At 62.0% G+C, this 21,031-nt stretch carries 18 protein-coding genes; 13 read left to right on the forward strand and 5 right to left on the reverse strand.

Annotation, left to right across the window (positions count from 1 at the left end):
- Nucleotides 1-3 precede the first annotated feature (3 nt).
- Nucleotides 4-1,350 (forward strand): MFS transporter, encoded by a 1,347-nt coding sequence (locus tag N5D61_RS10700; RefSeq protein WP_279892564.1) that lies wholly within the window; start codon nt 4-6, stop codon nt 1,348-1,350.
- 81 nt (nt 1,351-1,431) lie between these two features.
- Here the strand turns inward: N5D61_RS10700 and N5D61_RS10705 are convergent, their stop codons facing one another.
- Nucleotides 1,432-2,331, reverse strand: coding sequence for a LysR family transcriptional regulator (locus tag N5D61_RS10705; RefSeq protein ID WP_108238268.1), 900 nt, complete (start codon nt 2,329-2,331; stop codon nt 1,432-1,434).
- A 98-nt stretch (nt 2,332-2,429) separates the two neighbouring features.
- Here N5D61_RS10705 and N5D61_RS10710 point away from each other — a divergent pair, with 98 nt between their 5' ends.
- Nucleotides 2,430-3,056, forward strand: coding sequence for an RraA family protein (locus tag N5D61_RS10710; protein ID WP_108238269.1), 627 nt, complete (start codon nt 2,430-2,432; stop codon nt 3,054-3,056).
- A gap of 16 nt (nt 3,057-3,072) precedes the next feature.
- A complete protein-coding gene (locus tag N5D61_RS10715; RefSeq protein WP_279892568.1) occupies nt 3,073-3,942 on the forward strand; it encodes an NAD(P)-dependent oxidoreductase in 870 nt (289 codons plus the stop codon).
- A gap of 148 nt (nt 3,943-4,090) precedes the next feature.
- Here the strand turns inward: N5D61_RS10715 and N5D61_RS10720 are convergent, their stop codons facing one another.
- Nucleotides 4,091-5,362 carry an alpha-hydroxy acid oxidase gene (locus tag N5D61_RS10720; RefSeq protein WP_279892571.1) on the reverse strand — a complete coding sequence of 424 codons (1,272 nt, stop codon included), beginning with the start codon at nt 5,360-5,362 and terminating at the stop codon, nt 4,091-4,093.
- A gap of 100 nt (nt 5,363-5,462) precedes the next feature.
- Between N5D61_RS10720 and N5D61_RS10725 the strand changes: the two genes are divergently transcribed.
- The 3 genes from N5D61_RS10725 (at nt 5,463) to N5D61_RS10735 (ending at nt 8,788) form a co-directional block, all read left to right on the forward strand.
- Nucleotides 5,463-6,329, forward strand: a complete 867-nt coding sequence (locus N5D61_RS10725; protein WP_108238272.1) for a LysR family transcriptional regulator — start codon at nt 5,463-5,465, stop codon at nt 6,327-6,329.
- A gap of 101 nt (nt 6,330-6,430) precedes the next feature.
- Nucleotides 6,431-7,243 carry a DUF1206 domain-containing protein gene (locus tag N5D61_RS10730; RefSeq protein ID WP_279892573.1) on the forward strand — a complete coding sequence of 271 codons (813 nt, stop codon included), beginning with the start codon at nt 6,431-6,433 and terminating at the stop codon, nt 7,241-7,243.
- Between the two features lie 231 nt (nt 7,244-7,474).
- Entirely contained in the window at nt 7,475-8,788 is a 1,314-nt protein-coding gene (locus N5D61_RS10735; protein ID WP_279892574.1) for a PAS domain-containing methyl-accepting chemotaxis protein, read from the forward strand.
- Between the two features lie 116 nt (nt 8,789-8,904).
- On the opposite strand, the gene N5D61_RS10740 is transcribed toward N5D61_RS10735, so the two are convergent.
- Entirely contained in the window at nt 8,905-10,815 is a 1,911-nt protein-coding gene (locus tag N5D61_RS10740; RefSeq protein ID WP_279892576.1) for an ATP-binding protein, read from the reverse strand.
- A gap of 261 nt (nt 10,816-11,076) precedes the next feature.
- Between N5D61_RS10740 and N5D61_RS10745 the strand changes: the two genes are divergently transcribed.
- The 3 genes from N5D61_RS10745 to N5D61_RS10755 all read left to right on the forward strand — a co-directional run bounded on the left by N5D61_RS10745 (nt 11,077) and on the right by N5D61_RS10755 (nt 14,624).
- Nucleotides 11,077-12,903, forward strand: coding sequence for a GGDEF and EAL domain-containing protein (locus N5D61_RS10745; protein ID WP_108238276.1), 1,827 nt, complete (start codon nt 11,077-11,079; stop codon nt 12,901-12,903).
- 120 nt (nt 12,904-13,023) lie between these two features.
- Nucleotides 13,024-13,902, forward strand: a complete 879-nt coding sequence (hchA, locus tag N5D61_RS10750; RefSeq protein ID WP_279892578.1) for a glyoxalase III HchA — start codon at nt 13,024-13,026, stop codon at nt 13,900-13,902.
- A gap of 23 nt (nt 13,903-13,925) precedes the next feature.
- The gene (locus N5D61_RS10755; RefSeq protein ID WP_279892579.1) at nt 13,926-14,624 is read left to right on the forward strand and encodes a PA1136 family autoinducer-binding transcriptional regulator; all 699 of its coding nucleotides are present in this window, start codon (nt 13,926-13,928) and stop codon (nt 14,622-14,624) included.
- A 107-nt stretch (nt 14,625-14,731) separates the two neighbouring features.
- On the opposite strand, the gene N5D61_RS10760 is transcribed toward N5D61_RS10755, so the two are convergent.
- Nucleotides 14,732-15,664, reverse strand: a complete 933-nt coding sequence (locus N5D61_RS10760; RefSeq protein WP_279892580.1) for an AraC family transcriptional regulator — start codon at nt 15,662-15,664, stop codon at nt 14,732-14,734.
- A 168-nt stretch (nt 15,665-15,832) separates the two neighbouring features.
- Between N5D61_RS10760 and N5D61_RS10765 the strand changes: the two genes are divergently transcribed.
- Nucleotides 15,833-16,591 carry an SDR family oxidoreductase gene (locus N5D61_RS10765; protein WP_279892581.1) on the forward strand — a complete coding sequence of 253 codons (759 nt, stop codon included), beginning with the start codon at nt 15,833-15,835 and terminating at the stop codon, nt 16,589-16,591.
- Between the two features lie 226 nt (nt 16,592-16,817).
- On the opposite strand, the gene N5D61_RS10770 is transcribed toward N5D61_RS10765, so the two are convergent.
- The gene (locus N5D61_RS10770) at nt 16,818-17,729 is read right to left on the reverse strand and encodes a LysR substrate-binding domain-containing protein (RefSeq protein WP_279892583.1); all 912 of its coding nucleotides are present in this window, start codon (nt 17,727-17,729) and stop codon (nt 16,818-16,820) included.
- 219 nt (nt 17,730-17,948) lie between these two features.
- On the opposite strand from N5D61_RS10770, the gene N5D61_RS10775 reads away from it, so the two are divergent.
- The 3 genes from N5D61_RS10775 (at nt 17,949) to N5D61_RS10785 (ending at nt 21,029) form a co-directional block, all read left to right on the forward strand.
- Entirely contained in the window at nt 17,949-19,022 is a 1,074-nt protein-coding gene (locus N5D61_RS10775) for an extracellular solute-binding protein (protein ID WP_256600511.1), read from the forward strand.
- Nucleotides 19,023-19,096: 74 nt separating this feature from the next.
- A complete protein-coding gene (locus tag N5D61_RS10780) occupies nt 19,097-20,170 on the forward strand; it encodes an ABC transporter ATP-binding protein (protein ID WP_279892584.1) in 1,074 nt (357 codons plus the stop codon).
- On the forward strand, nt 20,157-21,029 hold the full coding sequence (locus N5D61_RS10785) for an ABC transporter permease (protein ID WP_279892585.1): 873 nt from the start codon (nt 20,157-20,159) through the stop codon (nt 21,027-21,029). The genes N5D61_RS10780 and N5D61_RS10785 overlap by 14 nt, the downstream gene beginning before the upstream one ends.
- Nucleotides 21,030-21,031 lie beyond the last annotated feature (2 nt).

Raw genomic sequence — 21,031 nt, forward strand, 5'->3', positions numbered from 1 at the left:
GCCATGACTGCAATCGCCACCACTGACACCGCTGTCCAGGCGGCACGGTCAAGGTATCGCTGGGTCGTTCTGTCGGTCATCGTCGTGGTCTACATGCTGGCTGCAGCGGACCGCGCCAACATCGGCATCGCACTGCCGTACGTCCAAAAAGAGTTCGGTGCCACCAACGCACAGGCCGGGCTGCTGGTCAGCGCCTTCTTCCTGTTCTATTCCTTGGGGCAGATTCCGGCGGGCTTTCTGCTCAGCCGTGTCGGCGTGCGCGTGGTCGCACCGGTGTCGATTGCGATGACTTCCGTTGTCACGCTGCTGATCGGCACGGCGCACAATTTCGGCCTGATGAAAATCTACCGGTCAGCCTTGGGGGTGGCCGAAGCCGCGCTGCCCCTGTCGATGCTCAGCACGATCAACCGCTGGTTCCCGGCGCGCGAGAAAGGGCTGGCCACGGGGGCTTTTCTGTCGGCCGCCAAGATGGGCGCGGTGATCGCGCCGCCCATCGGGGCTGCGCTGATCCTGCTCGATGGCTGGCGCACGATGTTTTTTGCGTTCGCCATTCCGGGGCTGCTGATGGCGGTGATCTGGTGGTGGCTGGTGCCTAACGATCCACGCTCGGGCCGCCGGGTCAATGAAGCCGAGGCCACTTACATCGAGGACACGGCCAAGGCTGGCGATGTCGCCGTACGAGCCCATAAAAGCTTCGGTGTGCTGGACACGCTGCTGCGCTACAAGCATACCCCGCCCTTGGCGACGTCGCGGTCGGTGTTCGCGTCGTGGAATGTCTGGGGCTGTGGCCTGGGCTATTTGCTGATGACCGGCGTGGTCAACGTGCTGCTCGCCTGGCTGCCGAAGTATTTGGGAGAGGTGAAGCATTTCGAGCTAATGCAGGTCGGTTTCATTGCCTCGCTGCCGTTCGCGGGGGGTGTGCTGGGCAATATCGTGGGCGGCTGGTTGTCCGACACGGTGCTGGACCGTCGTAGAAAGCCCACCATGATGATCAGCGCCGTGGCGACCTGCGTGATGATGATCGCGCTGGTGTACGCGCCGAACGACCTGCTTTCGGTGGGTGCGCTGTTGTTCGGTACCGGCTTTCTGCTGAACATCGGCTACTCCTCGTTCTCGGTGTATTCGATGGGGTTGACTACGCGGACCACCTATCCGGTAGCCGCCTCGCTGGTCAACAGCGCAGGTCAGGCGGGTGGGGCCATGGCGCCGCTGATCACCGGCATGCTGCTGGACAGCTACAGCTGGACGGCCGTCTTTGTCTTCCTGGGCGTCTGCTCATTGGCGGCACTGATTTTCGTGCTGTCCATTCAAGAGCCTGCCGACCCTCTCGAACAACAGGCTGGCGGGTAAACGCTCGTCTGGAGCCCGTCAGGCGCCGGTTTGACGGGCCAGACCGAAAGCGGCGCGTCCAGGGCGTTGCGTCCGGTCAGCTCAGCTCTGCAATTGCCGAGTGAAGTCGCACAGCTCGACCGCACGGGAGGCGACTTCGGTAACGAAGGCCGAGGGCCGGTCGTTTCGATACATGGCCATGTACGGCACCGGCGGCAATTCAGGGTCGGTCTTGATGATGGTCAGCTTCCCTTCGTCGATCAACGGACGAAAGCATTCCAGCGGCAGGTAGGTCACGCCCAGCCCGGCGGCCGTGAGGCCAAGCATGGCGGTGAGGCTGTCGGAGGACAGGGTCTTGGGCAGTTCGATGCCCAGCGCCCCCAGCCATTTGTTCACGAACAGGCCCGATCCGGAACGTTTGCCCTGCACCAGCATCGGGTACTTGGCGAGTTCGGCCAGGCCCACCACGCCTGACTGGGCAATCAGCCCGGGAGCGGCCATCCAGGCGTTTTCCACGATCGCCAGCGGCACCGAGGTCACCTCCGGCGCGGTGAACGTGTCGGGAATGATGATCAGGTCGACCAAATCATCCATGAGTTTTTCATGCAGGTTGCGGCTCATGTCGACTTCAGGCTCGACCGTCAGCCCTGGAAAGTCTTCCACCAGCCGCGCGATCAGACGCGGCAGCCAGGTCAAGGCCGTCAGCTCCGTGACCCCAAGCCTGAGGCGTCGCGTCACCACGTGATTGCCATCTTTCAACGCAGCGATGCGGTCCGCCAGGGCGAGCATTTCCCGTGCGATGACCAGCACCTCTTCGCCCGTCGCAGTCAGCCGTGCCCCGCGTTGCGAACGATCGAACAGTTGCAGGCCGGTGATCGATTCCAATTCCTGGACACGCTTGGAGATCGCCGATTGCGTGGTATGCAAATGCTCGGCAGCGCGCTCGAACGTGCCGAGGCGTTCGATCCAATGCAAGGCGGTGAGTTGCCTCAACGTAATCACACTCATTCCTTATTTGCATGTAAGTTCATAGATTAATATCGCTTTTTCTATTTAACACGCTCTTTATGCTCTGGGTATCTGCCATCTGAGGATTCCCCATGAACGCTATCGCCATTCCACCGGACGTCCACGCGCTGCTGGCGGCCTATACCCGCACGTCGACCTCCATCATCAGCGATTGCCTGGACCGCCTGCCCGGGGCGCGCCTCATGCCGTTTCATCGCATCGAAGGCACCATGGCGGGCATCGCGCTGACCGTGAAAGTCCCCTGTGGGGACAACCGGGCCATTCATCAGGCCCTGGACATCCTGGGGCCCGGCCAAGTCCTGGTGGTGGATGGCGGGGGCGACCTCAGCCGTGCGTTGATGGGCGACATCATGGCGGCGATTGCCGAGAAGCGCGGCGCTGCCGGTGTGGTAGTAGACGGTGCCATTCGTGACCTGGCAACCATCGGCCAGGGGGCATTTCCGATGTTCGCCCGTGCGGGCTTTCATCGCGGGCCGTATAAGAACGGCCCAGGCGAAATCAACGTGCCGGTGAGCATTGACGGCATGGTCGTGTCGCCAGGCGATATCGTCGTCGGCGATCATGATGGTGTCGTGGCCTTCCCGATGTCGCAGGCCGAAAGCCTGTTGCAGCGGTGCCATGCCACCGAACTGAAAGAGGCAGAGATGCTGGCGCAAATTGCGGCCGGGACTTACAAAGGCGCCTACGCGGCCCACTGAAGTGGATATCAGAACAATGAAAATAGGCATTATCGGAGCCGGTGAAGTCGGCCTGACTTACGCACGGCCATGGTCGGCCGCAGGGCACGACATTCTTCTGTGCGACCTGAAACCTTCACCCAACGCCCAGGCGTTCGCGGCCGATCTCGGCACGCAGGTAATGACGTCCGTTGCCGAGCTCGCCCCTCAGTGCGACGTGGTGGTGTCCTGCGTGTTTGGCACCGTTTCTCTTTCGGTTGCCCAGCAGGCGCTTGGCGGGATGGGCGAGGGTGCGTTGTTCGTTGACATGACCACGGCCGACCCCGCTCAGATCAGAACCGCCGCTGCGCATGCGGCGCAGCTCGGTGTCGCTTACGTCGACGTGGCGATCCTGGGCGCGATTGCCCTGACCCATGAGAAAACCAACCTGCTGGGGGCCGGCGAGGGGCTTGAACGCGCCATTGCCCTGTTCGCTTCGGCGGGTGCGCCGCTCAAGCCGGTAGAAGGCGGCGCGGCAGGCGATGCGGCCGCGCTGAAAATCCTGCGAAGCGTGTTCACCAAGGGCCTCGAAGCGCTGACGATCGAGTGCTTCATGGCGGCCGAAAAGCAGGGCGTCACTCATCAGTTGCACGAGGCGTTGAGCGACATCGACCAGGCCAGCCTGCGCGATTTTCTCGGCGCACTCATCCGCACCCATGTCGTCCATGCGCCACGGCGCCTCAAAGAGGTCGAGGAAGCCGAGCGCCAACTGCGCGCCGCTGACCTGCCGGTGTCAGTGCTGCCGGGTGTGAAAGACCTGTTCGAGCGCACCACGCGACAGATCGGCTCAAGCCCGGTGCCGACGGCGTCGCCCACCGTTCAGGAAGCGTTCGATTGGCTGTTCGAAGCGAACGGGCTCTCCCGCTGATCCATCGGCCCGGCGTTCACGCTTATCGCGGGGCGGGCCCGTTTCCAGACGAACTGGCCCGAAGCGCCTATGCCTGGCGCAGGCGCTATTTGCGCATCGAGCGGGGGACCAACGGGGTTGCCGGTCTGGCGTTGATTGGGTGGGTGCTTCAGGGGTTGCTTGCACGCTGATTGTCCGGGACGCATTCAGGTCGCGCGGCCCGACGAATCCTCAGCCGGTCACGGTCGACTTCAGTTGGCCGCGAAATGCCGAGCAGGGCCATGTTCCTCGACAGCTCGGTAGCCAGAATGCCTATCGCATGTTTGATTCCAGGTTGCCCCGCCACCGCGCCGGCGTAATTCATGGGCCGCCCCACGAACACGAATTTGGCGCCAAGGGCAAGGGCGGCCAGTATGTCGGTGCCTCGGCGAAAGCCGCTGTCGATCATGATGGGGTAGTGATCGCCGCAGGCCGCGACGATCTCAGGCAACACGGTCATGGGGGAGACGCTGCCATCCAGTTGGCGACCGCCATGATTGGACACGATGATGCCGTCGGCACCCGCTTCCCGGGCCTTGACCGCATCGAGCGGGTCAAGAATGCCTTTGACCACCAAGGTGCCTTTCCACTGCTCTCGCATCAGGTTCAAATGTTTCCAGCTCAAGTGATCACGGGCGCCGAAATCGCGCATCACGTTGGCTGACAGGATCGGTGCGCCACGCTTGACCCCGGAGTTTTCGAAATGTGGCATTCCATGCCGCAAGAGGGTCCGCAGCGCGGTGCCTATCAGCCATCGGGGATGCGTGAGGCCTTGCCAGGCCAAATGCAGATCGGGTTTCAACGGCGTGGAAAATCGGGCTCGAATGAGGTTTTCCCGGTTGGCGGACACTGGCACGTCCGCAGTGACCACCAGTGTCTTGAAGCCTGCCCGGCGCACGCGATCCAGAAGCGCCACGATCTTCTCTTCCTCGCCGGGAACGTAGGCCTGGAACCAGGCGTTCGGGTTGGCTTGAACGATCTTTTCCATGGGCATCAGCGAGGAGCCACTCATGATGGCGGGGAGGTTGGCTTCGGCAGCCGCACGTGTCTGGATCAAGTCCCCTTCGAAAGCGGTGAGCCCGCTGATGCCCATCGGGGCAACGCCGAAGGGCGCGCTGTAGCGGTGCCCGAACAGTGGCGTTTCCAGGCTCCGCGCTGAGGTGTCGGTAAACGCGCGCCCTACCCATTGGTAAGCGTCGAAGTCGGAACTGTTGGCGCGAAGGGAGCGTTCGTTCTCCGCGCCGCCGCTGACGTAGGCGAAGATGGGTTTGGGGAGATGTCGGCGCGCCGCGACCTCGAAGTCATCCAGAGAGAGGATGGGTTTGAGGCGTTTGGGTATCCGATAGGTCGCACTGCCATGCGGCACGGTATGGGATGCCAGCGGGTAATCTTGAAGTCGCATCGGAGTGGTCCCCCTTCATTGCTTTCTTGTTGCCGCCATCATAGGGGACTGATCCACCCAGAAAAGTTATTCTTTGTCGATCCAAAGACGAGGATTTCTCATGAAAATCGAGGCCCTGGTTACGCTGCAGGCGACGCTTGAACGAGGGTCCTTCGCGGCCGCCGCAGAGGCGGTGAACCTCTCACCCAGCGCCGTCAGCCTGCAGATCAAGCAGCTTGAGGCGTATTTCGGCCAGTCGCTGTTCGACCGGTCCGGCCGCAGCGTGCGTCCGACGCGATTCGCCTCGCTGCTGGTCAACACGGTGGCGCGCACGCTCGCCGATCTCGACAACCTGCGTGCCCAGCGCTACCCCTCGATGTCGGGCAGGGTGAGGCTGGGGGTCACGGGTTCGGTCCAGACCACCCTGTTGCCCAGAGCCGTCGCGGAACTGCAAAAACGGGCACCCGGCCTGACCCTGCAATTGGAGCGTGCCAATACCCCGGAAATGCTTTCATCGTTGAAGGCGGATCGCCTGGACGCCGCCATTCTCGTCCGACCGCCGGGGGGCGGGTCTGCACGCCTGCATTGGAAGGATCTGCTGTGTGAGCCCATGGTGCTGGTGGTGCCCGCGCAACTGGAAAGTCACGCGCCTGCGGAGTACCTGAAGCGGTATCCGTGGATTCGTCTGGATCGCAAGCTGGTGGTCGGCAGAATGGCCGCCCGGTTCGTCGACCACCTCATCCCCCACTGCGAGGCCCTGCTCGATGTGCCCAGTGCGGACGCCATCATCGCGATGGTGGGTATGGGGCTGGGCGTTTCGGTGCTGCCGCGTCTGCGCAAGGAGCATCTGGTTGCTCATGCCGTGCGGGAGGTCTCGTTCGGCCCTTCGGCGCCGACGCGTCAGTTGTCGATGGTGCGCCGCAAACAGGATTCAGAGAATGCATTGCTCAACACCATCGAACAGGCGTTCGAGCTCGCTTGTCACTAGCGCCCCGCGCGTTGCAACGCGCATGCTGGGCGCGGCCTCACGGATAGAACCCCTGCATCCCAGACGAGTCTGTTCCTCTATCACTTACGGGAAAGCAGCCAATGTCACCGCACCAAAGCCTGATTGTTCTAGCACGGGGAGGGTACGCCGCTCGGGGCGTGCTGTACCTGATCATCGGCATCTTCGCGCTGTTGGCTGCCCAGGATTCGACGAAGCCCAAAGACAGTCACAAAAGCCTGGAAGCCCTGCTAGGTCAGCCGTTTGGCTACTTTCTGGTCGGGCTCGTGGTCGCAGGCTTGCTCGCGTTTGCCGGGTGGCGTGTCTTGCAGGCAACGCGTGATGTCGACCATCACGGCAAGGACTTCAAAGGTTTGATCATCCGCGCCGGTTTACTGGCCGGTGGCCTGGTCAACGGGGCACTGGCCTTTTTTGCGCTAGGCCTGCTCTTGAGCGGCATTGGAAGCTCAGACGATTCCGGCGGGCAAACCAAAGACTGGCTGGCACATCTGCTGTCCTGGAAACATTCGAACCTGCTGGTCTACCTGATCGCGCTCGTCCCGTTCGGTGTCGGCGTCGCGCACATCATCAAGGGCTGGAAGGCGTCATTCGAGAAGTATTTCGAGGCCGACGAAGACGTGATGCGGTACGTGCGTCCGGTTTCCAGGGTCGGGCTGATCGCCCGTGGCGCGGTTTTCATCGAAATCGCCGTGCTCTTGGCCGTCAGCGGCTCCGCTTACGAAGCCGTGGACCCGCCTGGGATGAAGGAAGCCCTCGACGCCTTGCAGAACCTCCCCGCCGGCTGGCTGATTCTGATCGTGATGGCGCTGGGGCTCATCGCCTTTTCGGTCTACAGCTTCGCTGAGGCGTTCTGGCGCAAGATCAATATGGAAGTGCCAGGGATGAAAGGGGCGTAGCGCAGCCAGAGAATCCCGGAGGATGACCCGCCTGGCGGCGCACTCGAATCGCCGCCTTGGGCTCGTGATGTCTGGATGAGCGAGGTCCGCTGTGCGTGCGATGCCGCCCGAGGCCGCGGCTTGAGCCGATCATCCGATCACCCCTGCAAACCCAGTACTGCCCGTCGAACAGCCCTCAATTTGCGGCCTGACACGCCGATAGCCTGAGACTGACCCCTGAGACGGCTTCCCATGTTCAACACAAAAATCAAGCAGCAGCTTCACGCACAGGCCACCGAACTGTCGGAGCTGCGCCAACTGCGCGATGGCCTGAACCGTGAAATGCTGACGCTGACCCTTGACTCGGCGTTTCATATCATCGCCTGCAACGACAGATTTGCGACCACGTTGGGCTACAAGCCGGATCAGTTGATAGGGCGTGCCATGGCTGACATCGTTCCGCAGTACGTGTCCAAGCTGCCGTGTTTTCATAATTTCCGAGCGGCAGTCGCCGCGGGCACGTCCATCAGCGACGACTACCGGTATTTGCATGCTGACGGTTCGCTGATGTGGCTGCATGCCCACTGGCAGCCCATCACGGACGCGGCCGGCCAATTGCGTCATGTGACCGGTTATGCGACGGACATCACTGCCCGCGTTGAAAAGGCATCGGAGAACAGCTCTTTTATCGCGGCGCTGCTCCGCTCGACGGCCGTGATCGAATTCGACCTCTCAGGGCAGGTGCTGGCGGCGAACGATCAGTTCCTTCAAGCCATGGGTTACAACCTGGGGCAGGTCAAAGGCAACCACCACCGTATGTTCTGCAAGCCGCAGGAGACGTCGTCCCAGTCGTACAAGGATTTCTGGCAGAAGCTGAACAAGGGCGAGTTCGTCGGTGGCCGGTTCGAACGCGTCGACAGCCGCGGGCAGACTGTGTGGCTGGAGGCGACCTATAACCCGGTTTATGACACGGAAGGCACGTTGTGCAAGGTCGTGAAGTTCGCAACCGTGGTGTCGGACCAGATCGCCCGTGAGCAGGAGGTCAGCGGGGCAGCCCAGACCGCCTTCGAGATTTCCCGGCAGACCGATGTCAGCGCTCAGCGGGGAGCCGTGGTGGTCAACGATACGATGCACACCATGCGCAAAATCGCGTCGGACATGCAGGCCGCCTCGGGCGGGGTCGAAGCGCTGGGCAAACAATCGTTGCTCATCAGTTCGATCATTCAAACGATCAGCAGCATTGCCCAACAAACCAACTTGCTGGCATTGAATGCCGCAATCGAAGCGGCGCGTGCAGGTGAGCAAGGACGGGGGTTCGCGGTCGTGGCGGACGAGGTACGGCAACTGGCGGGGCGCACCAGTACCGCGACCGAAGAAATCGCATCGGTGGTCTTGCAGAACCAGAAACTGGTGGATGAGACCGTGGCCGAGATGGCAAACAGCAAGTCTCAGGCGGAGCAGGGCCTGGACCTTGCCACCCAGGCAGGGCAGGTCATCGTGGAGATTCAGGACGGCGCCAAGCGGGTGGTCGATGCAGTCGGCAGGTTCGCCAATCAAGTGAGCTAGCCTGCTTCATCAAGCGTTGGCGTCGGGTGACTCGGAGGTCATCGCATGGGCATTCGAGCCCGGCGCCACGTCGGCCTGTGGCTTCGATGGGCGGACTTCTGCGGTACCCAGCCCGCTCAGCGCGGGGCGAGCAGGCGATGAACCGTTGCGTTCAGCTCATTCACCGCGAACGGCTTCAGCAGCAGTTCGGTCTGGCCGCTTTTCAGGGCGATCGCCGGGACGGCATTTTCCACGAAGCCGGAAATGAACAGGACCTTGAGCGAGGGCCGCAACGCCAATGCGGCCACGGCCAGCTCATCGCCACTCATGCCGCCGGGCAATCCGACGTCCGTAATGAGCAGGCGGGTCTGCGGCTCGCTTTCCAGCGCTCGCAACGCTTGCGCGGCGGTCCCGACCTTGGTGACCCGATAACCGATGCCTTCCAGGGACTCGCCCACCAGATCGCGGATGGCGACCTCATCGTCGACGATGAGCAAAGCGGCGTCATTGCCCTGCCCATCGTCTGGGTCAAAGGTGGCCGGACCGACCCCACTGGGGGTGGCGGGGCCATCATGCAGCGGCAGCAGAAGACTGACGGTCGTACCTTCACCCATCACCGATTCGATTCGGGCACCTCCGGCAGACTGCTGGGCAAAGCCATAAACCATCGACAGGCCCAGGCCAGTGCCTGAGCCTAGAGGTTTGGTGGTGAAGAAGGGGTCGAAGGCGCGCTCGAGCACACTTTGGGGCATGCCCGTACCGGTATCCGATACCCGCACCCGCGCATATGGCCCAGTCTCCGGGTTTGCAGCATCTTCCTGAAGAGTCCGGCTGATTTCGATCTGCAACCGTCCCCCCTGAGGCATGGCGTCCCGTGCGTTGATGCACAGGTTCACGATCGCGTTTTCCAGTTGGTGAGCGTCGCAATAGCACAGCACGGCCTCTTCCGGCGTCAGCAGGGTAAGCTCGATGCGCGGCGTGAGGGTCCTGCTGATGAGTTCTTCCATGTCGTGAACCAGCAACCCCAGGTCCACGACGGAACTGGCGAGTGGTTGACGCCGGGCGTAGGCCAGCAATCGGTGCGTCAGCGAGGCCGCGCGGCCGGACGCATTGCGGGCCAGCCCGACGTAGCGAGTCAGATCCTTTCGGCCCTCCTGAGCGATACGCTGCTCCAGCATGTCGAGGCTGCCCGTGATGACCGTCAGCAGGTTGTTGAAATCGTGGGCCAAGCCGCCGGTCAGTTGGCCGACCGCTTCCATCTTCTGGCTTTGCTGCAATTGCGAGCGGACTTGGTCAAGTGCTTCCTGCCGCTCTTTGTAGAGGGTGATGTCCCTTGCAACCGCAAAGTACAAGCCTTGGCGGCGCGCAATGCGCCAGTTCAAGTGCAAGGGTTGACCATTGGCGCGCACGCCTTGGGTATCGAGTTCTGCAATCGGCCCACTACTCAGGTCGCGCAGCGCATCGGACAGTTGCGACGGGGAAATGAAGCTGAAAAAGGCCCCGTCCTTGAGCGCCTGGTGGGTGTGCCCCGTTTCGGCTTGCCAGGCGGGATTCATCGCCACCACAGTGCCCGTATCGGAAAGGGTACAGATCAGGTCGGGGGAGACGTTCCAGATGCCATCTCGCTCCAGCGTGCGGCGTTCGACCTCGTGTTCCAGGCGGTCGTTGACATCGGAAAGGGCATTCAACGTCTTTCGGAACAATGCGCACACCACCGCCATGACGAGGGTCACCAAGGCAAAGCTTGCGCTGCTGAGCCAGGCGGTCCAGCCATCGTTGAAGCCGATTTCACCAATGAAGAAGTAGTGCGCCGTCAGGACAGCCAGCACGCAGCCCAGGGTGGACGGCCCAACGCCGAAGCAGAAGCCGATGAACATCAGGCCAGGGATGAAAAACAAGTACGGCAGGGCGGTGAAGGGAAGCTGAACGCGTAATGCGGCACACAGCATGATGACCAGAACGGTACCCGCGTAGCGTACCAGTGTGTTGGGCTGGGACCGAGCCAGTCGGCGCACCACGTCCGGGGTCCGCGAGAGAATACTGATCAAATGGGGCTCCGTTGGGGCCGGGTCGGAAAGTTCGCAAGCGAGATCGCTGCCGGTCGCTGGCGCCACGCTGTGCAACCCTTGACGTTTATCGGCAGAGCAACCCTCAGCTTTAAGCGGCCCAACCACCCTGGGCGATAGCTTTTCGCTAACCCGATGATGGCAAAGTGCGATTGTATGAAAGGGCGTGTAACGGTAAGCTCACGCTTCAACTGAACCCCTAAGTCCGGTGTTTCCAGCCGTCGTCGCATAGTAGTCACCCTCATGACCCAGTGGAACCTTTCGTCCGAACAAGAACGCGTGCGGCTGGTCGATGTGGACCGTTTGACGGCCGACTTGCAAAGCGGTTCAGACCCGGTGCTCAACGGCATCGTGACGATGGTCGCCGAGCACTTCGGGGTGCCCACCTCTCTGGTCAGTATCATCGAGCGTGACTACCAGGTGTTCAAAGCGCGAGTCGGCATGGAGGCTGAACGGACCTCCCGCGAAGTGTCCTTTTGCGCCCATGGCCTGGGCGAAGAAGCGGTGCTGGAAATATGCGACCCCACCCAAGACCCTCGTTTTGCGCTCAATCCGTTGGTGACAGGCGCTCCCTACATTCGGTACTACGCCGGCGCTCCGCTGAGAGTCAAGTCGGGTCAGACTCTGGGCAGGTTGTGCGTCATTGACCATCAGGCTCACCCTCCGATGGACGAGCAAGGGCGAACCTTGTTGCGCAACGCGGCCAGTGTCGTGGTTGCGAGACTGGAGTCCATTCACCGCGCCCACTACATCGACGCGGTGACGGGTTTACCCAATCGGCAACGTTTCGAATCCGACATCAAGGACACATTTGGCCAGGCCGACCGCATCGCCATGATGATCGAGCCGCTTTCCGCGTCCGGGATGGACAGCCTGGCCAAGGCGCTGGGTGGCGAGTTTTTCACCCGCTTCATGCTGGCGGTCAAAGAGCTGCTGGTTCAGCTATTGCCCGAGGGCGCGCGTCTGTACCGCTCCGGTACGCTGGGCTTTGTCGCATTGCTCGAGGGATCCCCGGCATTGTCTATTTCCCGGTTGAGCGCCGATTTGGTCCAAGCCTTCGCGTGCCCACTGTATAGCGGAAACATCCCGATCTTTTCGGACGTGGGCATCAGCGTACTGGAGCTTGAGCGTGAAATAGACGGGACGACGGATATCCTGCGGCTGATGGCCAGTGTCACCGACGCGGCACGACGCAGCGAACAGCGCTGGCTCAATTACGACCCGTTGATCGACGCCGGTCTGCGCCGCAGCACAGCCCTGCTCAACGCCATTGAAGCAGCGCTCGTTTCTCCCGATCAGTTCAGGTTGGTGTACCAGCCGCGCATCGACCTGGCCAGTGGCCGATGCGTCGCCGTCGAGGCACTTCTGCGATGGACGCATCCCACGTTGGGTGAAGTCAGCCCCGCTGAATTCATTCCGCTGGCTGAATCCACGGCGTCGATTCGTCATATCACCCGCTGGGTCATGCGGCGGGTCTGTGAGCAATTGGCCGCATGGCGGGCTCAAGGCATTGAAATGACGGCATCGCTCAACGTTTCGGCGCTGGACCTGACCGATGGGCGTCTGTTCGATCTATTGGTCGAAGCGCTCCAGGCATTCGACGTGGCACCTCGTTTCATCGAACTGGAGTTCACTGAAAGTGTACTGGTGACCGATTTCCAGGCCGTCCGCGCGCAATTGCAGCGATTCCGCGATCTCGGCGTGGCCATCGGCATCGATGATTTTGGCAGCGGCTACAGCAACTGGGCGTACCTGCGGCAGATTCCCGCGACCAGCGTCAAACTGGACCGCTCGCTGCTGGCGGATCTGCAGCCAGGTAACAGCGAGTGGCACATCATCCGAGGGCTGATCAGCCTGGTGCGGGAGTTGAGCCTGACGGTGGTGGCTGAAGGGGTGGAGACCGAGCTGCACTACCACCTTCTGCGGGGTTGGGGCTGTCAGCAAGGCCAGGGTTACCATTTCGCCAAGCCCTTGTCCCCGACTGACCTTCTTGCCTGGTGGAACGCGGGGCAGTGCGGTCTGGCCCCGCAACGACAGCGCGCGGGCGAGTGTTTGCTCGATAACCTTTGATTTTCTCTTGCTGCCGGTACGCAGTGGAAGGTGCAGGGATTGGGGGATAACCCTCATTGCGAGGCCAGGATCGCGGGACTAGCATGGTTTCGTCCCCCCTGAACTTCGAAGGAGAAGCACATGGTCACCCCTCCAAGCGATGACAAACGGCCGACGCCGGACCGCGCAGAACACAATGCCTTTTTCCCTTCGCCCTATTCGCTGAGCCAGTTCACATCGCCGAAGTCCGACCTCGCTGACGCCAACTACGCCACCCCGTATGTGGGTGGCCGGTGGAAGATCTTGCTCATCGGTGCCGACGAGCGTTACCTGCCGACGGACAACGGGACACTGTTTTCTACGGGTAACCACCCGGTCGAAACCTTGCTTCCGATGTACCACCTCGATAAAGCGGGCTTCGCGTTCGACGTGGCGACGCTGTCTGGCAATCCGGTGAAGTTCGAGTATTGGGCCATGCCCTCCGAAGACACTGAGGTCAAGGATTTCTACACCCGATACAGCGCCCAGTTCAGAACGCCGTTGAAACTGGCGGATGTGATCCAGACGGCCTTGGGCGACGATTCGGATTACATCGGCGTGTTCATCCCTGGCGGTCACGGTGCGCTGATTGGGTTGCCCGCCAGTGAGGATGTGAAGTCCGTTCTGCAGTGGGCGGTGGCCCATGACAAATTCGTGATTTCGCTGTGCCATGGTCCGGCGGCGCTGCTGGCGGCGGGCCTCGGCGAATCGAAGGATTCCTACCCGTTCAGTGGCTACAGGATTTGCGCTTTCCCCGATGCGCTGGACGCAAAAACACCGGATATCGGCTACATGCCTGGGCATCTGACCTGGAAGTTCGGCGAGCGGCTGCAGGCGCTTGGGGTTGAGATCGTCAATCAGGACATCTCCGGGGCCACCCTTAAAGACCGCAAACTATTGACCGGCGACAGCCCCCTGGCTGGAAACAACTTGGGCAAGCTCGCCGCAGACACGTTGTTGAAAGCGGTCGCAGGGGAGTGACTGGCGGACTGGCTGATGCCGCGATGCGCGCTGCACTCGAGATCGAAGCGGCGCGCAACCTGGAGACGATTCAAAAGGCGGTCCGGGGCTTCGCGCAACCGTATGGCTACGACCGCTTCGTGCTGTTTTCCGCCTCCTCAACCGGTGAAGAAGTGATCGAGCGCATCTACTGGGTCGAAGGGGACTGGTTCGACGACGATCAGCCTGTTGATGCTGCGACCTATATCCGCCGTTGCCCTGTCAGCCGCCACATGTTGAATACGCGTGAGGCGTTCTTCTGGAAAAAGGCGCACCGCCAAAGCCCGGCAGACGCACGCTATCAGTTGATCCGTTCCCCATCCGGCCCAGGCGTTCAAGGGCTTCAAGTTCCCGTATTCGGCCCGCAGGGCCTGGAGGGTGCGATGAGTCTGGGGGGTGAGCGAGTGGTCGGGTCGGCGCAAGTGCGCCTGGGTTTGACGAGCGTGGCCACCTCCGCCTTTTTCTCTGCACGACGAATACTGGAAGCCCCCGTCGGAGACTTCGTCAAAAGCCTTACGCGACGAGAGCGTGAAGTGTTGGCCTGGATTGCCGCAGGGCGGCGGCAAGCGGACATTGCCGTGACGCTCGGCTTGTCGGATCGGACGGTAGAGAACCACTTGCGTTCGGCTCGGCGCCGACTGGGCGTCAAGACGACAGCACAAGCCGTCAGCATGGCGATTCGTCACGGAGAGATCGAGAACTAGGAACGACAGGCCGGAGCGATGGCCGGCAGTGTCGCTGTGATGACGGCCCTCTGGACGGCCCATGGCGTTGGAGGGAGACGTCGGCTGACCCACTCACCGCACTGAACCTAGACGCCCTGGCGGTATTCACGCGGCGTGAGGCCGGTGTGGCGTTTGAACACTTGCGCAAAGTGGCTCGGGCTGGCGTAGCCGACGTTGAGTGCAATGTCGAGGATGCTCAGGTCGGATGCCAGGAGTTGCTGGCGCGCCGCGTCCATCCGCAAATGGATGAAATACCGGGAAGGGCTTTGGCCGGTTGCCTTGCTGAACATGCGGCTGAAGTGAGAGACACTCATGCCGGCTTCCGTGGCCAGCCTGTCCAGGCTGAATGCTCTGTCCAACCCCGCTTGCATTGTCGCGACCGCTCTGTGGAGCTTGTAGGCCGGCAAAGCGTTCGTGGGGTCGCGCGGCTGGTCCGTGGTCCGGTAACGGCGGACGAGGTGGACCGCCAAGGCTTGGGCGACACTGTGCAGATACAGCCCGCTGGCGGGCCTGGCGGAGGTCATTTCGCGATGGATGCTCGTCACACATCTGGACACTTCCGGATCTCGTTCGCCCGATACTTCCCGCAGCTTCGTCGCCCTGCCATGACCCGCGCCCAGGTCTCGCGCGGCGAGTTCCAGCAGGTCCTGACCCAGATAGAGATGGATCACTTCAAAGCCCTCTGCACTGCCGGTCTGCCAACGCATTTCATAGGGAACGGGCGACATGGTGAGGAAAAAGTCGTCAGCGGCCACCGCGTTGGCAGTCCATGGTTCATTGCCGACGCGCTCTTCGACGACCGCCGTCCCTGAAAGGACCAGCACCAGCAGGGGTTCTGCGACAGCAGGCACCGTCAGACTCTGACGGGTGCTCAAGTGCCTGAACAGTTGCACCTGCACCTGCGGGCTCACGCTTTGGCCGATCGGCAGGCGAACGGAGGCGGGAAAATAGTCGGGCACTTGGTGGGCCGGCACTCGCTCAGGAGTACTCGAGCTCGGACGCTGCCTGCGCGTGTTCATAGGGTGCTTCCGTAGCCACGAATGAAGGAGCAGCGTAACGGGAGCGAGCGATAAAAAGCAAAATCACGACAGTCTGGCAAAACCGCGCCAGACGCGAGGTGGAGAAGGGAAGAAAGTGCGCCTGTCGACAGTGGCAACCCGCTGCTGGGCCTCTAACAGGAGATGATTATGGCTGCCGATAAGCGTGGTGAGTTTGAAGACCAAGTGGTTCTGGTCACCGGTGCAGCGAGCGGAATCGGTCGCGCCGTGGCGCTGATGCTGCATGAACGTGGCGCCAGGGTAGTGGCCGAAGACAAAAACCCAATGGTCGAAGCATTGGCCAGGCCTGGCCTCATACCGCTGGTTGCGGACATCACCCTCGATGGCGCTGCGCAGAAGGCAGTGGCAACGGCGATCGCCCATTTCGGGCGTCTGGACATACTGGTCAACAACGCTGGGATCATCATCAATAAACGGGTAGTGGACATGACGCGCGATGACTGGGACCGCATCCAGGCGGTCAACGTCACCGCTGCGTTTCTTCATGCTCGTGAAGCCGTCCACGCCATGATCCCGAACCGCAAGGGCGCCATCGTCAACATCGCATCCTACGCGGCTTATCAGGCGTTCCCGACGATCGCGGCCTACGCCGCGTCCAAGGGCGCGTTGGCGCAGCTCACCCGAGCGCTCGCGTTGGAGGCCATCGACCATGGCATACGGGTCAACGCGGTCGGGTCGGGAGACGTGGTCACCAATATCCTCAACGATGTGGTCGAGGACGGTCCGGATTTCCTTGCCCGGCATGGGGAAAAAACGCCCATCAAGCGCGCCGCGCAACCCGAGGAAATCGCCGAGGTGGTCGCTTTTCTCGCCTCCGATCGGGCTTCTTATATCGTGGGGTCGGTGGTCATGGCCGATGGCGGCATGAGCGTTCCCGCCGGGGCGTGAGCAGAGGTCCTTTGCGTGGGAAAGCGGCGAGAGGGCAAGGGCTCGGGGTGCGGTGAAAACGGGTGAGACCGCACCCACAGCTTTTGGACAGAGGAATAGCGTTGCTTGACCGAGCCGCGCTACTGAGAGCCGCCAGGGCGATTTCATCATCGCGCACGGGCGTGTCGGCGTTATCGCAGCGCTGGCAGGTGATCGAAGCCTGGGACGGCCGAGGAAGCACCGTGCGTCAGGCGTTACCCAATGGATAGTGTTGCGACACCCCTTCGTAGAACGCCTTCAACGTCTCGACGAATTCTTCCGCGAGACGCGTCCTGGCGTGCGCCGCTGGCCAGATCACGTAGGTGGGGAAGAGGATGTCCGGTTTGAAGGGCAGGATCGCGATTTCCCGGTGCCGGTAGTCCTCGGCCACCAGCGGGTGGGCGAGGGTGACGCCCATGCCCAGCGCGACCATTTCACAGTTGATGGCGCTGTATTGCGCTTCCACGGCCATCACCCGTTCCACTCGGGCCTCGTCGAATAATTCGTCGACCAACGATCGCGTCCCGTCGCCATGGCAGAGCGAGACGAAGGTTTCGCCCTCGAGGTCGGAAAAGGTGATGTGGGGCTGGCTCGCCAGGCGGTGCGCCGCGGGCACCACGCACACGGCCGGGATCCTTGCCAGCAGTTCGGCCTGTTGGCTGCCGCCGTCTCCGGGGTGAACCACGATGCCGATGTCGCAGAACTGGGATTTGACCCATTGCTCCACTGTCTGGGATGAGTTGACGTGCAGCGAAACGGTGAGTTCGGGGCGCGAGTCGGTGAAGGATTTCAGCACGCGAGGGATGACGCTCAGCCCGGTGGAGGGAACGGCCGCCACACGCAGACGCCCGGTGCCCAGATTGCGAATGTTTTTCGCAGACAGCTTGAGCGAATCCAGTCCCACATACGCCCGCTCGACTTCATGGAAGAAGGCCTGGCCCTCTTGAGTGGGGATCAGGCGCACGCCTGCACGTTTGAACAGGGTCAGGCCCGTGCTGATTTCCAGTTGCGAAATCAGGCGGCTGACATTGGGTTGGGAGGTGTACAGGACCTCCGCTGCCGCTGTCATGGAACCCAGCCTCATGACGCTGCGGAACGCTTCGATCTGCCTCAGGTTCATGCTGTCTCCCATATCAAATATGAATAACTCGCCCGGATATCCGTATTTGACCATATGGAGAGGCTGTCGCAATACTCGAACCCGCAACCCATAGCGCACATGAAGATGCGCCGCCCCGCGATGGATTGGCGGGGAGCATGCGCCGTGCATGCACAGCTTCGGCCCCCTGAAGCGACTGACGCATTGTTCGATCTGCCCCACGCACTTCGGAGATAGTCTGTGAATAGCCTCAATTCGTTCCCCGCTGCACGTCCTCGCCCGCTACCGACCCTGACCTTCGCCGCCGCGCTGGCGCTTACCGCTTCGATGGCTGCGCCTGCGTTCGCCGAGACCACGCTCTATGTGGCCGGCGTGGGTGGCTCCACCGAGCAGATGTACAAGACCCAGGTCATTCCCGCCTTCGAAAAGCAGCACAACGTCAAGGTGGTCTACGTGGCGGGCAATTCGACGGAAACGTTGGCCAAGCTGCAAGCACAGAAGGGGCGTCAGCAGATCAACGTGGCCATGATGGACGACGGTCCGATGTACCAGGCGTTGCAGATGGGCCTGTGTGAAAAGCTCACCAGCGCGCCGGTCTACAACGACCTGTATCCCCTGGCACGGCTGAGCCCCGAAGCGACGGGCATTGGCGTTGTCGCCACCGGTATCGGCTACAACGAGGAAGCGTTCAAGAAGCGCGGCTGGGCGGCCCCCGATTCGTGGGAGAACCTGACCGATCCTCGCTACAAGCAACTGCTGGGCATGCCGCCGGTGACCAACACCTATGGCCTGCATACGCTGGTGGAGATGGCGCGCCTGCGCGGCGGCGGCGAGAAGAATATCGACCCTGGCTTCAAGGCGTTGAAGGATGAGATCGGGCCGAACGTGCTGGCTTGGGTCTCCGCGCCCGGCGAGATGGACGGCATGATGCAGAACGGCGATATCGTCATGGCCGTGTATGGCAGTGGTCGGGCGGTCGCCCTGCAGGGCACCGGCTTTCCGTTGAAGTTCATCTACCCGAAGGAGGGCGGCATCGCGCTTCAAGTCGCCGCGTGCAGTATCACGCCGAACAGCCAGTCCGAACTGGCCCAGGCGTTCATCCAGTACGTGCTGTCGCCCGAAGTCCAGGCGATTCAGGCCAAGGCCAACGGCTTCGCGCCGGTCAACCAGACGGTGCAGTTGTCGCCGGAGGTCGCTGCTCGCATGCCGTACGGACCGGAGAAGGTCAACGCTCTGATCAAAGTGGACTGGGACACCATCAACCAGCAGCGGGCCGAATGGACCACGCGCTGGAACCGTACCGTCGAGCGCTGAGTTCGCTGCCCCAGCGATCTCCCGTTTCTTCCTGAACCCTTTTCTGGAGGCGCAGGTTCGCCTGCGGTACGCCCATGGCATTTCTCACACTGGAAGGCATCGTCAAAACCTACGGCAACTTCAAGGCGATTGACGGCTTGAACCTCGACGTCCGGAAAGGCGAGTTCATCTCGTTGCTGGGCCCCTCCGGTTGCGGCAAGACCACGACCTTGCAATCGATTGCCGGTTTCGTCCAGCCCACCGAGGGGCGAATTGTGCTCGAGGGGCGCGACATCACTCACGTGCGTCCCGAGCAGCGCGGGCTCGGTATCGTGTTTCAGAGTTATGCGCTGTTTCCCCACATGACCGTGGCGCAGAACATCAGCTTCGGTCTGGAAATGCGAGGCGTCGGCAAGTCCGAGCGCAAGACGCGCATCACCGAGGCACTCGAGCTGGTGCGTCTCGGCGGGTTGGGTGAGCGTTATCCCAAGGCGTTGTCGGGCGGCCAGCGTCAGCGTGTGGCGATCGCCAGGGCCTTGGCGATTCGGCCCAACCTGCTGTTGCTCGATGAGCCGATGTCGAACCTGGATGCCAAACTCCGCGAGGAAATGCACATCGAGCTTCGGGCGATCCAGCGCGATCTGGGCATCACCACGATATTGGTGACCCATGATCAGGTCGAAGCCATGACCATGAGCGACCGGATCGCGGTCATGCAGAAGGGGCGGATCGTACAGATCGATACCCCATTCGAAGCCTACGAGCGACCGCACTCACCCTTCGCTTCGGCTTTCCTGGGCAAGACCAACGCCTTCCCCGGCGCGGTGCAATTGCGCAATGCCCGCTGCTGTCATGTGCAAGTGCAGGACACGCTGCTGCACGTCCCTCACGAAGACCGAGCGCTGGGCAACGAGGTGAACGTGTATATCCGCCCGGAAAAAATCCGTCTGGTGCCGCTGGGAAGCGGGCGCCTGGAGGGCCGCATTCGGCTGCGGGTGTTCCTCGGCAACCTCTGGCTGATTGCCGTGGAAAGCCGCCTGGGCCTGGTCCACATGACTCAGCCCAACCTGGGCGGCCCGCCGCCGGAGGAGGGCAGTGAGGTCAGCCTGGACTGGTCGGATGATGACCTGCGACTGCTGGACCGGGAGGTTGCCCATGGCCAGGTATGACGCGGAACGTATCGGTGCCGCGCCGTGGATGCTCAGTGGCCCGGCGCTGCTGGTGTTCATCGTGCTGCTGCTGGCACCGTTGCTGCTGACCGCGGTGCTGTCCTTCAACCTGTTCAGCGACACCGGCGGCGTGATGCCCGCCTACAGCCTGGGCAATTACCTGGAGGTGTTCAAGGACGACTATTTCCACGACATCTTCCTGCGCACGGGAAGCATGGCGTTGGCGGTCACGGTGCTGTGCGTCCTGCTGGGCATTCCGGAGACCATCATTATCGCGCGCATGGCGCCGCGCTGGCGTTCACTGTTTCTGCTGGTGGTGTTGGGGCCGTTGTTGATTTCGGTGGTGGTGCGCACCCTGGGCTGGGCCATCCTGCTGGGCAACAACGGCTTGATCAACGACGCCCTGCAGGCTCTGGGCATTACTGATCAACCAGTGAAGATGCTCTTCACCCAGGTGGGCGTGATCATCGCGCTGACCCACGTTCTGGTGCCGTTCATGGTCATTGCCGTGTGGGCAACCCTGCAGCGGCTGGACGTTCAGGTTGAATGGGCCGGGCTGTCGCTGGGCGCCTCACGGCTGACCGTGTTCCGCCGCATCATCTTGCCGCAAATCATGCCGGGGGTGCTGTCAGGCTCGATCATTGTCTTCGCGCTGGCGGCCTCGGCATTCGCCACCCCCGCGATCATCGGCGGCAGGCGCTTGAAGGTGGTCGCCACGGCAGCCTACGACGAATTTCTGGGCACCCTCAATTGGCCCCTGGGCGCTGCGATCGCCATGCTGCTTCTGGTGGCCAACCTGGTGATCATCCTGGGATGCAGCAAGCTGGCCGAGCGCCGCTTCAAGCACGTATTCGAGTAGAC

Origin of the sequence: Pseudomonas sp. GD03842, assembly GCF_029841165.1 — a bacterium.
In the GTDB taxonomy this organism is placed as follows: Bacteria; Pseudomonadota; Gammaproteobacteria; order Pseudomonadales; family Pseudomonadaceae; genus Aquipseudomonas.